Source organism: Martinezella lusitana, from assembly GCF_014207095.1.
Classification (GTDB): domain Bacteria; phylum Pseudomonadota; class Alphaproteobacteria; order Rhizobiales; family Rhizobiaceae; genus Rhizobium; species Rhizobium lusitanum_B.
The window spans coordinates 229,639-242,865 of the sequence record NZ_JACHBG010000002.1; the positions used below are offsets into that span (position 1 = coordinate 229,639).

Annotated in this window: 13 protein-coding genes; 6 read left to right on the forward strand and 7 right to left on the reverse strand. The window is 60.1% G+C overall.

What is annotated here, in order from left to right; translation table 11 throughout:
- Positions 1-4: 4 nt before the first annotated feature.
- The 4 genes from GGD46_RS05670 to GGD46_RS05685 all read left to right on the forward strand — a co-directional run bounded on the left by GGD46_RS05670 (position 5) and on the right by GGD46_RS05685 (position 4,439).
- Entirely contained in the window at positions 5-1,234 is a 1,230-nt protein-coding gene (locus GGD46_RS05670; RefSeq protein WP_246806220.1) for a tetratricopeptide repeat protein, read from the forward strand.
- A 193-nt stretch (positions 1,235-1,427) separates the two neighbouring features.
- Positions 1,428-2,228: an inositol monophosphatase family protein gene (locus GGD46_RS05675; protein ID WP_184702646.1), complete on the forward strand. Its 801-nt coding sequence runs from the start codon at positions 1,428-1,430 to the stop codon at positions 2,226-2,228.
- Between the two features lie 132 nt (positions 2,229-2,360).
- Entirely contained in the window at positions 2,361-3,404 is a 1,044-nt protein-coding gene (locus tag GGD46_RS05680) for a flagellar motor protein MotA (protein ID WP_184702648.1), read from the forward strand.
- Between the two features lie 3 nt (positions 3,405-3,407).
- Complete coding sequence (locus GGD46_RS05685) at positions 3,408-4,439, forward strand: peptidoglycan -binding protein (RefSeq protein WP_184702650.1); 1,032 nt, start codon at positions 3,408-3,410, stop codon at positions 4,437-4,439.
- A 161-nt stretch (positions 4,440-4,600) separates the two neighbouring features.
- On the opposite strand, the gene GGD46_RS05690 is transcribed toward GGD46_RS05685, so the two are convergent.
- On the reverse strand, positions 4,601-4,789 hold the full coding sequence (locus GGD46_RS05690) for a YegP family protein (protein ID WP_184702652.1): 189 nt from the start codon (positions 4,787-4,789) through the stop codon (positions 4,601-4,603).
- Positions 4,790-4,899: 110 nt separating this feature from the next.
- Complete coding sequence (locus GGD46_RS05695; RefSeq protein WP_409527665.1) at positions 4,900-6,717, reverse strand: ABC transporter transmembrane domain-containing protein; 1,818 nt, start codon at positions 6,715-6,717, stop codon at positions 4,900-4,902.
- Between the two features lie 174 nt (positions 6,718-6,891).
- Here GGD46_RS05695 and rpmE point away from each other — a divergent pair, with 174 nt between their 5' ends.
- Positions 6,892-7,113 (forward strand): 50S ribosomal protein L31, encoded by a 222-nt coding sequence (gene rpmE / locus GGD46_RS05700; RefSeq protein WP_184702656.1) that lies wholly within the window; start codon positions 6,892-6,894, stop codon positions 7,111-7,113.
- A 140-nt stretch (positions 7,114-7,253) separates the two neighbouring features.
- Here the strand turns inward: rpmE and GGD46_RS05705 are convergent, their stop codons facing one another.
- The 4 genes from GGD46_RS05705 to GGD46_RS05720 form a co-directional block, all read right to left on the reverse strand.
- Positions 7,254-9,191 carry a translation factor GTPase family protein gene (locus GGD46_RS05705; RefSeq protein WP_184702658.1) on the reverse strand — a complete coding sequence of 646 codons (1,938 nt, stop codon included), beginning with the start codon at positions 9,189-9,191 and terminating at the stop codon, positions 7,254-7,256.
- A gap of 258 nt (positions 9,192-9,449) precedes the next feature.
- Positions 9,450-9,965 (reverse strand): DUF1465 family protein, encoded by a 516-nt coding sequence (locus tag GGD46_RS05710; RefSeq protein WP_184702660.1) that lies wholly within the window; start codon positions 9,963-9,965, stop codon positions 9,450-9,452.
- A 366-nt stretch (positions 9,966-10,331) separates the two neighbouring features.
- Positions 10,332-10,523: a DUF1192 domain-containing protein gene (locus GGD46_RS05715; RefSeq protein ID WP_184702662.1), complete on the reverse strand. Its 192-nt coding sequence runs from the start codon at positions 10,521-10,523 to the stop codon at positions 10,332-10,334.
- A gap of 28 nt (positions 10,524-10,551) precedes the next feature.
- Positions 10,552-11,826, reverse strand: coding sequence for an MFS transporter (locus tag GGD46_RS05720; RefSeq protein ID WP_184702664.1), 1,275 nt, complete (start codon positions 11,824-11,826; stop codon positions 10,552-10,554).
- 154 nt (positions 11,827-11,980) lie between these two features.
- Between GGD46_RS05720 and GGD46_RS05725 the strand changes: the two genes are divergently transcribed.
- Entirely contained in the window at positions 11,981-12,214 is a 234-nt protein-coding gene (locus GGD46_RS05725; RefSeq protein WP_184703246.1) for a hypothetical protein, read from the forward strand.
- 48 nt (positions 12,215-12,262) lie between these two features.
- Here the strand turns inward: GGD46_RS05725 and GGD46_RS05730 are convergent, their stop codons facing one another.
- Positions 12,263-13,180, reverse strand: a complete 918-nt coding sequence (locus tag GGD46_RS05730; RefSeq protein ID WP_184702666.1) for a PhzF family phenazine biosynthesis protein — start codon at positions 13,178-13,180, stop codon at positions 12,263-12,265.
- Positions 13,181-13,227: the final 47 nt, after the last annotated feature.

Consider the following 13,227-nt stretch of genomic DNA (forward strand, 5'->3'; position numbering starts at 1 on the left):
ATTCATGTCGCCGAAGCCACGATTCCGCCATCGATCCTTTCTCGCCCTGCTTGCAGCCGGGCTTGTGACATTTCCGCTACTGGCCGTGGCACAGTCGGGAACCGGCGGCGATACGTCGCTGCCGGGCGTGACGACGCCGGCGGAAAAGGGTGCGCGACCTGACGACAACGCACAGCCCGATGATTCCTCTGCTGCTGCGGACAAGGATGTGCCGCAATCAAACCAGAGCATCGTCACGCGGCCGCTGAATGCCGATGTCAACACCTTCAAGACTGAAAAGATCCAGCCGAGCGCAGAGCCCAAGGCCGATAGCAACATCAAGCCATCGGCCGGCGTGGGCGTGTTCGAGCGCATGGGCGCGAAGTTGCCCGACCTGCCTCCGGAAAAACCTTACGCCGGCAAGGTGGATGATGCCTATGGCGCCTTCCAGCGCGGCTATTACCTGACCGCCTTTCAACGTGCCTTGCCGCGGGCGCAGCTTGGCGATCCAGCTGCGCAAACTCTGATTGCCGAGCTGATGACGCAGGGTCTGGGTGTCAAACGCGACACCAAGGATGCTGCCTTCTGGTATAGCAAGGCGGCCGAGGGCGGCGATGCCACGGCCATGTTCAAATACGCGCTGGTCCTGATGGAAGGGCGCGACGTCCCCCGCGATCAGAAGAAGGCGGATCAGTGGATGCGGAAGGCGGCCGACGCCGGCCAGGCTTCCGCCGAATTCAACGTGGCGCAGATGATTACTGCGGAAAAGCCCGGGTTGAAGGGGCTGCAGGTGGCGCTCCCCTATTATGAGAAGTCCGCCGAGCAGGGCATTGCCGATGCGCAATATGCCGTCTCGCAGCTCTATCTCAATCTCCCGGATCTGCCGCCGGAGAAGAAGGCGCGTGCCCGCGAGTGGTTGTCGCGCGCCGCCAACGCCGGTTTCGATACTGCTCAGCTCGACATGGGCATCTGGCTGATCAACGGTACGGGCGGCAATCAGGATCTCGAAAACGGCTTCAACTGGATGCGGGTTGCCGCCTATCGCGGCAATGTCGTCGCGCAGAACAAGCTCGCGCACCTCTATATCAATGCCATCGGCACGAAGCAGGATCCTGTGGCAGCAGCGACCTGGTACGTCATTTCCCGTCGCGCCGGCCTCAGGGATCCGGAGCTTGAGGATTTCTATCAGGGCATCGAAGACTATCAGCAGAAGGCGGCCATCGAAGCCGCCAACAAATACCGCCGCGCACGGTAACAATCGCCCTCAATGCGGTCTAATTGTGCGCTCCGTTGCGGCAGTTTGCGCCCGCAACTGCCTCACCACTTGAAATTCCCCCGATTTTATGGTCTTGAGGCCGCCAATCTTTTATTTGCGCTGACGCTGCCGCTCCGCCGGGGCCCCGATTTCGGGTCCGGTCAGCACCTTCTGCATTATCCAAGGAAACCCGATGGCCCGTTCTGCTCTTCTCAATGTCATGGTTCAGGCTGCCCTCAAGGCAGGCAAGTCGCTCAGCCGCGATTTCGGCGAAGTGCAGAACCTGCAGGTTTCGGTGAAGGGACCGGGCGATTTCGTCAGCCAGGCCGACCTCAAGGCACAGAAGATCATCCGCGACGAGTTGATGAAGGCACGCCCGACCTATGGTTTCCTCGGCGAAGAGGGCGATGAGATCAAGGGTACGGACGGCGCTCACCGCTGGATCGTCGATCCCCTCGACGGCACCACCAACTTCCTGCACGGCATTCCGTTGTTTGCGGTTTCCGTCGCTCTGGAGCGCAACGGCGAAATCGTGGCAGGCGTTACTTTCAATCCGGCGACGGATGAACTCTACACGTCGGAGCGCGGCGGTGGTGCATTCCTCAACGACCGTCGTCTGCGCGTTGCCTCGCGCCGGGTGCTTTCCGACAGCGTCATCGGCTGCGGCATCCCGAATCTTGGCCGCGGCAGCCACGGCAAGTTCCTTGTCGAGTTGCGTCACGCCATGGGCGAAGCCGCCGGCATACGCAGCCTCGGTTCCGCGGCGCTCGATCTCGCCTATGTGGCGGCTGGCCGTTTCGACGGCTTCTGGGAAACCGGCCTGTCCCCCTGGGATGTGGCAGCAGGCATTCTGTTCGTGCGCGAAGCAGGCGGATTCGTCTCGGATTTCGATGGCGGCACCGACATGCTCAACACCGGCGAGATCATTTGCGGCAACGAACATATCCAGAAGGCGCTTGCCGAGGTCGTCAAGCGGCCGATCCCGACGAAGTAAGTTACTGCCCGACCGTTCTTTCCGTCATGAAACAGTCTGTTGCCAACGGGCTGTTTTGTGCTTTCCGTCTCTTCAATTCGGCACAATGTTGCTCTAGTCTCCGCTGCGGAAAATGCGGCGGCGGAGCGTATGATGGAAAATGTGAAACTGTCGGATCTGGGATCGACCGACAACGTATCGGGAAACTACACCTACAAGCTCTCAAGCCCGATGGCCTTCTTCTGGACGATGATCCTTTTCCTGGTCATCGTCGGTTTCATCGTGGCCATCCTGTTCCGCCAGGCTCAGGTCGCCTTCCTGCACAATCCCGGTCTCAACGGCTTGATCGTCGGGGTTCTCGTCGTCGGCATTCTGCTGGTTTTCAATCACGTGCTGATGCTGAGGCCCGAGGTTCGCTGGTTCAATCATTTCCGCGCCGTCGGCAATGCGGACAAGGTCGGCCGCAATCCGCGGCTGCTGGCGCCGATGCGCGCGCTGCTCGGCAATCGCCGCGCGATGCAGCTCTCGACTGCGACGCTGCGCTCCATTCTCGACTCGATCGCCACGCGCCTCGACGAATCGCGCGATACCTCGCGCTATCTCATCGGCCTGCTCGTTTTCCTCGGCCTGCTCGGTACCTTCTGGGGCCTGATCGGCACGATCGGCTCGATCAATGACGTTATCCAGGGCCTCGATGCCGGTACCGGCAACAGCGGCGATATTCTGAGCGCCCTGAAATCCGGCCTTTCTGGTCCGCTCGTCGGCATGGGCACGGCCTTCTCGTCGTCGCTGCTCGGCCTTTCCGGCTCGCTGATCCTCGGCTTCCTTGACCTGCAGGCGGGGCGTGCGCAGAACCGCTTCTATACCGAGCTTGAAAACTGGCTTTCCTCGGTCACGGATGTCGGCTCCGATATCGCTCCCGTCATCGAAAATGCAGCTGGCTCCTCCTCGGAGGATATGCGGGCGCTGTCGGACTACCTGCGCAAGATCGCCGACGAGGGCGGCGGTCAGCGGTCGGTAACCGCGATGGCGAACCTTGCTGAAGGCATTCAGGGACTGGTCAAGAACATGCGCAACGAGCAACAGATGTTGCGAGACTGGATCGAGGCTCAGCAGGAAGAGGCGAAATCGATGCGGCGCACGCTCGACCGGCTTGCCGATCGCATCAGCCATGTCGAGAAGACCGGGAGCAAGTAACCCATGGCGCTCGCTCGCAACCGACGTCACCAGAGATCCGTCGACTATTGGCCAGGCTTCGTCGATGCGCTGTCGACGCTGCTCATGGCCATCATGTTCCTGCTGACCGTCTTCGTCGTCGGCCAGTTCATTCTTAGCCGCGAAATTTCTGGTCGCGACGAGGTGCTCAATCGCCTCAACAGCCGTATCAATGATCTTGTCGAACAGCTGGCGTTGGAGAAGAATGGCAAGCAGGATCTTGAAGATACGGTTGCCAACCTGCAGGCCTCGCTGTCCTCAGCGGAAAGCGAGCGTTCGCGTCTGCAGGCGTTGCTTGCGGCTGGCTCCGGTAGCAGTCAGGCCGCCGAGACGAAAGTCGGCACGCTTACGCAGCAGCTTGACGACCAGAAGCAGGCAAGCGCGCGTGCGCTCAGCCAGGTAGATCTTCTCAACCAGCAGATTGCCGCGCTGCGCAGCCAGATCGCTGCCGTCGAAGCCGCACTTCAAGCCTCCGAAGCCAAGGATCAGTCATCCCAGGTGAAGATCGCCGACCTCGGGCGGCGGCTGAATGTGGCGCTGGCGCAGCGCGTGCAGGAGCTGAACCGCTATCGCTCGGACTTCTTTGGCCGGTTGCGTGAGATTCTTTCGGACCGCGACAATATCCGTATCGTCGGTGACCGCTTCGTCTTCCAGTCCGAAGTGTTGTTCCCGTCGGGTGCCGCCGATCTCAATCCGGCTGGCCAGGCGGAGATGGCCAAGCTCGCGGCTGCCTTGATCGATCTCGCCAAGGAGATTCCACCTGAGATCAACTGGGTGCTGCGCGTCGATGGCCATACCGACAATGTGCCTCTGTCCGGCAGTGGTCGCTATGCGGATAACTGGGCGCTGTCTTCGGCGCGTGCAATCGCCGTCGTCAAGTTCCTGATTTTGCAGGGTGTGCCATCCGACAGGCTCGTTGCCGCCGGCTTTGGTGAGTTCCAGCCAATCGCTCCCGGTGATACGCCGGAAGCGCGCGCCACCAACCGCCGCATCGAACTGAAGCTGACCGAGAAGTAATCGGTCAGCTTCAGTATATGTGCTCAGCAGGGTCAGGAGACGCGATTGCAGGGCTCCGCTGCGATTGCGACGATTTCACAAATCCATCGCCGAGAAAAGAAAACGGCCGGCGCGTCGAACAACGGCCGGCCGATCTTTATGGGAAGCTTTGACGCGAAGTCTTAGGCGGTAGCGGTCGTCTGGTCTTCGAGAGCCGCGCCAGGAGCGTGAGCCTTGATGGATTCGATGGCATGGAGAGCCGAGGCCTTCGCCTTGTAGCCTTCGGATCCGAACATGATTTCTCCGTTCGAGGCCCTGAAGCGGAAGCGAAACTCGCCGGCTTTGTCCTTGTAGACTTCAAATTTATACATTGGTTCTCGTCTCCTAGAATCGCGTCAGCGTGGGATAACGCTGAAAATCTAGCTCAACTTCAAAGTTATTTCTACATGGTTGTATGTGGCTCGATTTGACCCGGTTTGCGTTACTTCGCAATCAACATGCGTTCTTCGATCGCAGCGTCGAATTGCAGGCGCGCAAGCTTCGCATAGATGCCGCCATGGCGGATGAGGCTCTGATGCGTGCCTTCCTCGACGATACGGCCCTGATCCAGCACGAGAATGCGGTCTGCCTTGAGCACGGTTGCAAGCCGATGGGCGATGACAAGGGTGGTGCGCGCTTCCATCAGGCTTTCGAGAGCCTTCTGAACGAGTGTTTCACTCTCCGCATCGAGGGCGGACGTCGCTTCGTCGAGCAGCAGAATAGGTGCGTTTTTCAAAATGGCGCGGGCAATGGCGATACGCTGGCGCTGGCCGCCGGAAAGCGTCACGCCACGCTCGCCCACCTGTGTGTCGTATCCCTGCTCCAGGCGCGAGATGAACTCATCCGCTTGTGCTGCGGCGGCGGCGGCTCGCACCTCGTCTCGGGATGCACCCGGACGGCCGAAGGCGATGTTGTCGTGGATCGAAGTGGCGAAGATCGTCGTATCCTGCGGCACGATGGCAATGCGTTCGCGCAATGCCTCGGGCAAGACGCTGCTGATAACGACGCCATCGACGGAGACGCTGCCCTGCTGCGGATCATAGAAGCGCAGAAGCAGCGAAAAGATGGTGCTCTTGCCGGCACCGGAGGCGCCGACGATTGCGACCGTCTCGCCCGGCTTAACCGAGAAGGAAAGTCCGTGTAGTGCCGATCTGCCGGGCCGAGACGGATAGAAGAAATGCACGTCCGAGAAATCTACCCGGCCTTCCGGCTGTGGCAGAGGCACCGGATTGGCAGGCGCTGCGATCGGGGATACCTCGGCAAGTAGTTCACCGAGGCGGTCGGCCGCACCGGCTGCTTGTGAGAGCTCTCCCCAGACTTCCGACAGCGAGCCGAGCGAAGAGCCGGCGATGACGGAATAGAGGAGGAACTGGCCGAGCGTTCCCGCCGACATCGTGCCCGCAAGCACGTTCTGCGCGCCGACCCAGAGAACCGCCACGATACTGCCGAAGACCATGGTAATGGCGAAGCCCGTCAACAACGAGCGCGATGTGATGGCAGCGCGCGCCGCCTGATAGGCATTCTCGACGGCGGCGCCATAATGTCTGGAGGCTGCATCCTCGCCATTATAGGCCTGTATCGTGCGGCTGGCGGCGATGGTTTCGTTGGCATAGGAGGACGCGTTGGCCAGCGTGTCCTGCGCGGCGCGGGAGCGCTTGCGCACGGAGCGGCCGAAGCTCACCAGCGGCAAGACGATGACGGGAATTGCGATCAGCACGATGCTCGACAGCTTCGGGCTCGTAACGATCATCATCCCGACCGCTCCGAGGCAGAGGATGAGATTGCGCAGCGCCACCGAAGCCGTTGCGCCGACCGCGGACTTGATCTGCGTCGTATCGGCCGTGAGGCGCGAGACGATCTCGCCCGACTGGTTGACGTCGAAGAAGGAGGGGGACAGCCGTGTCACGTGATCGAAGACCTCGCGACGGATGTCGGAAACGATGCGCTCGCCGATCGAGATGACGAAGTAGTAGCGCAGCGCACTCGCGGCAGCCAAGATCAGAGCCATGATCATGATGGCGATGAAGTAGCTGTCGATGAGGCCGCGGTCGGCCTGATCGAAGCCGTGATCAATCATGCGCCGCACGGCGATCGGCAAGGCAAGGGATGTGACGGCAGCGGCGACGAGGGCAACGATCGCTCCGGCGACCATGCCCCGATAGCGCTTGAGATAAGGTGCCAGTCGTCCAAGGGGCCGGATTGATCTGTTTCTCTTTTCTTCTGCCTGACCAATTTCCGACAAGTCGTCTCCAATCCCCATATCAGCAAGGGCCTTGACGTTTTCGCCCCTTGTTATCCCTGCCGCCTTCATGTATAGGCACGCCATCTTAATTGGAAGCCGTGGCCTAACCGGACTGCGGCTTCATTTATTCAATCGGTTCGGTTGCCGCAATGCCTTGCGACAAATGGACCCTGCCATGACAGGAAGATTGTTATGAAGGCAAGCATTCATCCCGACTACCACACCATCAAGGTAGTAATGACCGACGGCACCGAATACGAAACCCGCTCGACCTGGGGTTCCGAAGGCGCTGTCATGAACCTCGAAATCGACAGCAAGTCCCATCCGGCATGGACGGGCGGCAACCAGCAGATGCTCGACCGCGCTGGCCGCGTTTCGAAGTTCAACAAGCGCTTCGGCGGTCTCGGCATCTAATCGCCAAGCGATCTGGTGTTTTGAAAAGAAGCCCGGTTTTGCCGGGCTTTTTTGTTGCGTGAATTGGCCGAAGTCCGAGGCTCGTTGAGCGTGGGGCAGCTTTCGCTCTGCGCTGCCCCACAGGCATTGCCGCAGCAGTCTCAGCGTATCCGCTGCAGATAGTCGGCGCGGTTGAACGGGTTGGCGCCGGCGCGCTGACGAAGCGGCGGCGTGCCGCCGATCGGGGCGTAGTGGTCGAAAGAATGATCCATCGCGCCCGCTCCGCTTGTCAGTCCTGGAAGCTGCTTCTGGATACCCTGGATCAGCGCCGAAGCGACCGTACCCTCGAGCCGGGCTGTGCCGGCCGTAATGACCGATTCCCTGGTCGATGCGCCTGATTTTGCCAGCAGCGCGAGTATTCCGGTCAGCGCTGCCGTCGGCACCTCGAGCTGAAAGCGATCGATCGGTTCGCATACGACTACTTGTGCCGATGTCAAGGCCGCTGCAAGCACCAGTGGCGTCAACCTGCGAAAGTCGACGGCGGTGGTCGCTGGAGAGCTTTGGCGGGCTGCCGTCATGGCGACATGGCAATCGACGACCTGCCAGCCGAAGATGCCCTCCTTTAGTGTTTCGAAGACCGTCTCCTCGACCGCGCGATAGAAGCTTGCCGGCATCTGGCCCATTTCCACATCGAATGCGAAACTGTTTCCTGCTCCAGCGGGCCTTGGTTCAACACGCAGGCCGACGGTCGCGAGAAAGGGATTGGGTTCCTTGAATATGATCTCAATCGCGTTAGCGCTGCCGATCGGGCGTTCGGCATGGATGATCGTGCTTTCCTCGAAGAGTGCGTCCAGCCCGAAGTCATTGGCCAGGGTTGCCTGGATGACTTCCTTTTGCACCTCGCCGTAGAGCGAGACGAATATCTCCGTCGCGTCCTCGTTCGTGCGCAGATTGATGAGGGGATCCTGATCGGACAGCTGCGTGAGCGCCAGCCACAACGCCGCATTGTCAGCGGCGCGCGACGGGCGGACCCTGGTTTCCAATGTCGGCGGCGAGAAATGGAGACGATTGTGCGAAGAGCCTTCGCCACCGATCGCATCGCCGATGCGGGCGCCGCTCAACCCGCTGATTTTCGCAATATGCCCGGCGCCAACCTGCGTGGCTTTTTCGACCCTGCCTTCGGTGAATAGCTGGATGGCGCTTACCTTTGCAGGGCCTTTGGGCAGATCGAGATGATCGCGAACCGAAATGGTGCCCGACGTCAGGCACAGATAGGCGAGTTTTTCGCCGCCCCATCCACGCTCGATCTTGAAGATCCTGCCGCTGACAGGCCCGTCGGGGTCCGGCTGCCGGCTTGGCAGCAGAGTGCCGATGGCAGAGATCAGAGCTGAAACGCCGGCGCCGCTCATTGCCACGCCGGCATAGGCGGGATGTACCAGTCCGCCGGTAACCTGGCTCGCAACGTCCTTTTCGAGCCTGTCGGTGGTCAGTCGCTCGGGCGTCAGGATGTAGTCGTCCATGATTGCTTCGTCGCCCGCTGCCAGAATTTCGCAGACAGCAGTCAGATGTGGCTCCTGTCCGATATCTGCAGCCACGACTTCGGCGAGCTTGCTGCCGGCATTGCGGATGGTCGACATCGCGATCGGGCGTGCCGATAGCTGGCTTGAAATCTCCTCAAGGATTTCTTCATAGCGGGCGCCAAGGCGGTCGACCTTGTTGATGAAGAACAGGAAGGGGACGCCGAGCTGCCGCAGCGCGCGGACCAGCACGCGGGTCTGCGGCTGCACCCCTTCGACGGCCGAGACCACGACGATTGCCGCATCCAGCAACTGCAGCACGCGCTCGACCTCGGCGATGAAGTCGGGATGGCCGGGCGTATCGATGAGGTTTACGATCAGGTCATCGATCGTAAACGAGACTACCGCGGCGGCAATGGTAATGCCGCGCTGCCGCTCGAGTTCGAGACTATCGGTTTGTGTATTGCCGCCATCGACGCTGCCGAGCTTGTCGATGACGCCAACGTCAAAAAGGAGTCGTTCCGTAAGGCTAGTTTTGCCTGCATCTACGTGGGCCAATATGCCCAAATTCAAAGTGCGCATGTTCCATCAACTTCTCAGAATTTCGGATTTGATTTTCGTGAGAAGTGAGTCGGCGCATTGGGACCTCCAGGGACATTTGATATCGGCTGGCGCAACTCCCGAAGGTTGAGAGAACGCGCGGAGACACTCTTACCGCTGCTTTGTGAAATTCGTCAAGTCTGCCCACGGCTGCTGGTTTTTGCCATGGCATATCGACAAGACAAAACCGGCCGCGCGAGGCGCAGCCGGTTGAAATTCATCAGCAATGTGGTGATCGGCTCAGTTGTTGCCGAAGGCCGTCTGCAAGAGGCTTAGCTGCGCCTTGACGCTGTTCTGGTTGTCCGGAACGATTGCGGGCTCTGTCGGGCGGTAGATCTCGCGGTCGAGCAGGGCGACGCGGTTCTGCAGGCGAAGCGAGCGCTCCACGAGGTCGCGGAAGGATTCCGGCAGGTCGTTCCAGCCGGGAGCGGTGCGATCGACGTTGAAGCCGTCGAGGCGAACCTTGTTCTTTTCCGCCAGTACTTGATCGCGGGACATTTCGCCGTTGTTGACGGCGCGCTGCAGCAGCAGCCACGAGGCCATCTGCATGAGGCGGGTCGTCAGACGCATGGATTCTGCGGCGTACAGCACAGATGCCATGCGCGGCAGCACCTTGGAAGCGGCGCGGCCCTGGCCGTCGAGATAGCCGGCGGTTTCTTCAACCAGCGACATGCCTTCCGAGTACAGCGCCCTGAACTGTGCCGACGATGCCGCGTGGCCAGCAAAGCTGATCGTGTTCAACCCAAGTTCTGACATCGAATAAATCCCTGCTTCACGCAACACTTTTGTTCAGGAAAAGCCGGTCAAGTCCCTAAGAGCTTTCGGCATCCGCTTTTATGACTTTAAGATGGTGGTTTTAACTGAAATTCGCAAGGCGATTCTTAAGAAAGGGTTAATCTCCACAGTTTCGTCGGGAAAGACGATACATGGCAAAAAAGAAGAGCCGCAAAAGCGGCTCTCAAGGTAAAACAGGGAGAAAAATCAGACCAATTCGCCAAGTGAAGGAACCGTCTGAGTCCAGAGCGAATCTGGATGGTCATAGTAATATGTCGTAAAGCTTAATATTCTGTTGAGCATGTCTTAATCTTGAGCTTGCAAGCCAAGGTTCCGTTGGTCGTGCTCCTAGAACCGGAAGAGGCCTTCCGCCGCCTTTCGGCCGGATGCCTTGGTGGCGACCTCTTCTTCCAGCCTGGTGATTTCGCTCTTCAGCAAAGCAATGCGATTGTTCAACTCGTCGACCGAAAGCAGCGACAGGTCGCTGCCGATCTCATGCGCGGAAGGCTTCTGCGGGCGATCGTCGTCGAATATGCTCATTTCGGCGCCTCCTTTTTCTGCAAAGGGTTCAGGTGCCGTAATTTATAGAAATATCGTCCTTTTTTGAAGTGTCGCTTCGCGCGAGTGCCATGCTCTCCGGCGTGATCATCTGCGCATTGGCCGACGGCATGGTCGTATAGGCATCGCGATCGCCCGCGGGCTTTGCGGCGCGGCGGCGGCTGCGGAAGATCGAATAGGACGTGATCAGCACGTGCGCGACGGCTGTCAGGAAGAAAAGCGAGTAGGGGCCGACGGAGGACATGACCGGGCCGCCGATGGTCGGGCCGATGATCGTGCCGATGCCATAGAGCAGCAGCAGGCCGCCGGAAACCTTGACGAAATCCTCCGGTGCCGCGAAGTCGTTCGCATGAGCGACGGCGATCGGGTAGAGCGTATTGGCGAAGGCGCCGTAGATCACCACCATGCTGATGAGGAAGTAGGGGCTGCCGGGCTTCAGCAGGAATAGCAGGAGGCCGTCCAGAGCCGCGACGGCGGCCATGCCGGCGAGCACGTAGCGGCGGTCGATACGATCCGAAAGGCGGCCCGCCGGCAGCTGCATCACGGCGCCGGCAAAGATGGTCATGCTCATCATCAGCGCGATATCGCTCTGGGACAGGCCGGCATTAGCTCCGAAGACCGCGCCGAGCGTACCATAAGCGCCGTTGGCGATACCGACCAGCAGTATGCCGAGCGAGGCGACCGGAGAATTGCGGTAGAGCGCCTTGAGATCGAGGCTGACGGCTTTCAGCGGCTGCGGGGAGGCGGCGGTCGACAGTGTGGTGGGCAGCATGGCGACGCAATAGCAGATGCCGCACATCATGAAGAGAATGGGTGTGTGGATATCTGCGAAGGGCACCATCATCTGGCCGGCGACCGCGCCGATCAGGGTGATGCCGATATAGAGCGAGAAGATCGCGCCGCGGCTCTCGTTGGTGGCGCGCTCATTCAGCCAGCTCTCGATGATCATAGAAGTGCCGGCCGTGCAGAAGCCGGTCACGGCGCGCAGCGCCACCCACCAAATCGGGTCGACGATGATGCCGGTCAACAGCGCTATGATGGCGATGACGGAGATGAAGCCCGAAAAGGCACGGACATGGCCGATGCGCCTGACCAGCTTCGGGGCTGTGAGGCAGCCGAGCACGAAACCGGTAGCCCAGGTCGTGCCAAGCAGGCCGAGCGTCGTCGTCGCATAGCCTTCGGCCGTGCCGCGCACAGGCAGCAGCAGGCTATGAAGGCCATTTCCGGTGAATAGGAAGAGCGTACCGAACAGCAGGGCCAATACCGGCAAAATGTTTCTTTTCATGCTCCTCACCTTCATGCGGCTCCGCTTCAGGAGCCGATAAGACAGGATCCCGCCCTGCCTGTATTCGCTATTGATTGTGTCCCGGATTGCCGCTATCGGCCTGTAGAAACAGTCTGTTGGCGCGGAAAAATGTCCGTCCTATGACGATTAGAGCATGTTCGCAAAAACTGTGCAGCGGTTTTTGGTCGCGGCTGTTCTCACTCTTGCGCAAACGGGGAAAAATAGCGTGACAAAAGCCATCGCGGTGGTGCTGTTGCTCGCGATGGCGGTGCAACTGATCAAGCCCTTGGGGCTGCCGGGCCTCAGACGCCGGGCCGATTTTTGGAAGATCGCGATCATCGCCTTCGGCATCTGGACGATCGCACTGGTCATCAACGAGACGTTTTGAGGCGTTTCGGGCCGATATTCGGCGCTTTAACCGGTCCAGCCTTCCTCTTCAGAGCAAGATCTCGCCGCGCATGACGTGTACGCTGCTGCCGGTCAGAAAGACTTCGTTTACTACGCCAGCGGTTTTCCCGACTTCGACGCCGATCACGCTGCGTCTTCCCATCTCCACGCCCTGCTCGATGGTGATTTTTAGCTCCGCATCCTGCTGCGGCAGGAGCGAGGCCAGATAGGCGCCGATGGCGGCGGAGGCGCTGCCGGTTGCAGGGTCTTCCATCACATTGTCCAGAGGAGCGAACATGCGGGCGCGGATATGCCAGGGATTTTCTGCCGAACGCACATAGAGAAAGAGCGAAAAGCCGGTCTTGTCTTCCTTGTGTCGCGCGGCGGCTTCGGCAAAGACGGCGGCATTCGGTTTTGCTTTGGCCAGCGCTTCGAGACTGTCCAGTTCCGCAAAGGCGAATGGAAGACCGACGGAGGCGAATGTCGGAGCATGGGACGACCGGCGGATCGACTGCGGATCGATCTGTACGCAGCGCGCAATCAGATCGTCGGCAATCGCCTCGCCGAGCGTGAGTTTTGCCGGAGCGCGTATGCGGGCGCCGGTGACTTGCGCGTCCTCGCGCAGCACCGTCACTTCGACCAGGCCGGCATCCTCTTCGAAGGTCAGCCGGTCGCCGGCGGGCTTTCCGAAGATTTCCCGCTGCTGGCCGAGGACGAAAGCGGTGCCGACATTGGGATGACCGGCAAAAGGGATCTCTGCAGTTGGCGTGAAGATGCGAATCCGCGCCGTATGATCGGGATTGTCAGGCGGCAGCACGAAGGTCGTTTCCGAGTAGTTGAACTCGGTCGCAATCTTCTGCATCGCGTCGCTGCTGAGCCCGCGGGCATCGGGGATGACCGCCAGCGGATTGCCGACGAAACGTTCGGAGGTGAAGACGTCGACGGTGACGTAGGCGACGGTATTCATGGCGATCTCCGGAGCTTTCGTTGAACTCCAGAGATTTAGCCTTTGCC

What these genes read in the sequence shown, in the direction of transcription:
- GGD46_RS05670 (WP_246806220.1), top strand. Translation starts at nt 5, where the DNA reads ATGTCGCCGAAGCCACGATTCCGCCATCGATCCTTTCTCGCCCTGCTT.
- GGD46_RS05675 (WP_184702646.1), top strand. Translation starts at nt 1,428, where the DNA reads ATGGCCCGTTCTGCTCTTCTCAATGTCATGGTTCAGGCTGCCCTCAAG.
- GGD46_RS05680 (WP_184702648.1), top strand. Translation starts at nt 2,361, where the DNA reads ATGGAAAATGTGAAACTGTCGGATCTGGGATCGACCGACAACGTATCG.
- GGD46_RS05685 (WP_184702650.1), top strand. Translation starts at nt 3,408, where the DNA reads ATGGCGCTCGCTCGCAACCGACGTCACCAGAGATCCGTCGACTATTGG.
- GGD46_RS05690 (WP_184702652.1), bottom strand. Translation starts at nt 4,789, where the DNA reads ATGTATAAATTTGAAGTCTACAAGGACAAAGCCGGCGAGTTTCGCTTC.
- GGD46_RS05695 (WP_409527665.1), bottom strand. Translation starts at nt 6,717, where the DNA reads ATGGGGATTGGAGACGACTTGTCGGAAATTGGTCAGGCAGAAGAAAAG.
- rpmE (WP_184702656.1), top strand. Translation starts at nt 6,892, where the DNA reads ATGAAGGCAAGCATTCATCCCGACTACCACACCATCAAGGTAGTAATG.
- GGD46_RS05705 (WP_184702658.1), bottom strand. Translation starts at nt 9,191, where the DNA reads ATGCGCACTTTGAATTTGGGCATATTGGCCCACGTAGATGCAGGCAAA.
- GGD46_RS05710 (WP_184702660.1), bottom strand. Translation starts at nt 9,965, where the DNA reads ATGTCAGAACTTGGGTTGAACACGATCAGCTTTGCTGGCCACGCGGCA.
- GGD46_RS05715 (WP_184702662.1), bottom strand. Translation starts at nt 10,523, where the DNA reads ATGAGCATATTCGACGACGATCGCCCGCAGAAGCCTTCCGCGCATGAG.
- GGD46_RS05720 (WP_184702664.1), bottom strand. Translation starts at nt 11,826, where the DNA reads ATGAAAAGAAACATTTTGCCGGTATTGGCCCTGCTGTTCGGTACGCTC.
- GGD46_RS05725 (WP_184703246.1), top strand. Translation starts at nt 11,981, where the DNA reads ATGTTCGCAAAAACTGTGCAGCGGTTTTTGGTCGCGGCTGTTCTCACT.
- GGD46_RS05730 (WP_184702666.1), bottom strand. Translation starts at nt 13,180, where the DNA reads ATGAATACCGTCGCCTACGTCACCGTCGACGTCTTCACCTCCGAACGT.